The organism is Rhizobacter sp. P3_B12, assembly GCF_056402895.1.
This window is the reverse complement of the sequence record NZ_JBFUGN010001125.1, coordinates 1-1,842: the sequence shown is the minus strand read 5'-3', so window position 1 is coordinate 1,842 and position 1,842 is coordinate 1. Positions and strand designations below refer to the sequence as shown.

2 protein-coding genes are annotated in these 1,842 nt (G+C 70.9%); both read left to right on the top strand.

Features of this window, described 5'->3' with window-relative positions; genetic code table 11:
• The coding region (locus AC1D01_RS32870; protein WP_477873677.1) for a beta-barrel domain-containing protein at positions 1-462 on the top strand (462 nt) is incomplete at its 5' end.
• A partial coding sequence (locus tag AC1D01_RS32865) for a peptidase domain-containing ABC transporter (protein WP_477873676.1) occupies positions 459-1,842 on the top strand: 1,384 nt, incomplete at its 3' end. The genes AC1D01_RS32870 and AC1D01_RS32865, both read left to right, overlap by 4 nt.

Sequence of the window (1,842 nt, the reverse complement as noted above, 5' to 3'; positions counted from 1 at the left end):
GCCACCGTGCTCGCCAGCCCCGGCCAATCGGTCGCGGCGGGCCAGTTGCTGGCCACGCTGCTGCCCGGCGGCAGCGGTGGCGCACTCGAAGCCGAGCTCGACGTGCCGACGCGCGCCGCTGGTTTCGTGAAGCCGGGCACGCCGGTGAAGCTGCGCGTCGATGCGTTCCCGTATGCGCGCTTCGGGCAGTTGCCGGCGCACGTGCGCGAGGTGTCGCAGAGCGCGGTGAGCGCCGTCGACAGCCTGTCCGGTGACGTGGCGGGTGGTGCGGCGGGTGGTGCGGCGGGCGGCGGCACCTACCGCGTGCGCGTCGTGATCGACCCGACCGACAGCGCCGCGCTCGCCTGGCGCGACGCGCTGAAGGCCGGCATGCGCGTGCAGGCCAGCCTGGTCGCCGAGAAGCGCACGCTGATCGAATGGGTGCTGGAGCCGCTGGCCGGCCTGCAGGTGGCGGCGCGATGAGCCTCGAACAAGACCCGGTGCCGCCCGGCGTGACGCGGCGGCTCGGCCTGTCGCGCCACCTGCCGGTGATCGTGCAGACCGAGGCCACCGAATGCGGGCTCGCGAGCCTCGCGATGATCGCCGTCTACCACGGCATCGACACCGACCTGCCGACGCTGCGGCTGCGCTTCGCGCTGTCGCGCAAGGGCACCAACTTCGAGAGCATGGTGCGCATCGCCGGTGCGCTCGGGCTGGACAACCGGCCGCTGAAGCTCGAGATGGAGCACCTGCCGCAGCTCCAGCTGCCCTGCGTGCTGCACTGGGACATGAACCACTTCGTCGTGCTGAAGTCGGTGTCGGCGCGGCGCATCGTGATCCACGACCCGGCGATCGGCGTGCGCAGCTTCACGCCGGAAGAGTTCGCCCAGCACTTCACCGGCATCGCGATGGAGCTGACGCCGGCCGCCGGCTTCGAGCCGCGGCGCGAGAAGCTCGAGTTCACGCTGCGCGGGCTGATGGGGCGCATCACCGGGCTCGGGCCGGCGCTCGGGCAGATCCTCGCGCTCGCGGTGGCGCTCGAGGTGGTGGTGATCGCGCTGCCGTTCTACCTGCAGTGGGTGGTCGACCACGGGCTGCTCGCGGCCGATCTCGACCTGCTGGCGATCCTCGCGATCGGCTTCGGGCTGCTGGTGCTGCTGCAGACGGGCCTCGGCGCGGTGCGCGGCTGGTGGGTCGCGACGCTGAGCGCGCGGCTCAATTTCCAGTGGCTGGGCAACGTGTTCGGCCACCTGGTGAAGCTGCCGCTGGAGTTCTTCGAGAAGCGGCACGTCGGCCACATCATCTCGTGCTTCGGCTCGGTGACGGTGATCCAGAAGACGCTGACGACCAGCGTGGTCACCGCGCTGGTCGATGCGCTGATGGTGCTCGGCACCGCCGCGATGATGGCGGCCTACAGCCTGAAGCTGCTCCTGGTGTCGCTGGCCGCGATGCTGCTGTACGCCGCGCTGCGCTGGTCGGTGTTCCGGGCGCTGCGCGCGGCGAGCGCGGAGGAGATCATCCACGCCGCGCGGCAGCAGACGCACTTCCTCGAGACCGCCAGCGGCATCCAGAGCGTGCGGCTGTTCGGCCGCGGCAACCTGCGCCGCGCCGGCTGGATGAACATGCTGGCCGACCAGTTCAACGCCGGCCTTCGGGTGCAGCGCGTGCACATCGGCAACGAGACGGCGCAGACGCTGCTGTTCGGGCTGGAGCGGGTGCTGGTGGTGTGGCTCGCGGCGCGCTCGGTGCTGGCCGGCAGCTTCACGGTGGGCATGCTGTTCGCGTACATGGCCTACAAGGAGCTGTTCTCGACACGCGTCGCGTCGATGATCGACAAGCTGTCGGAGCTGGCGATGCTGCGGC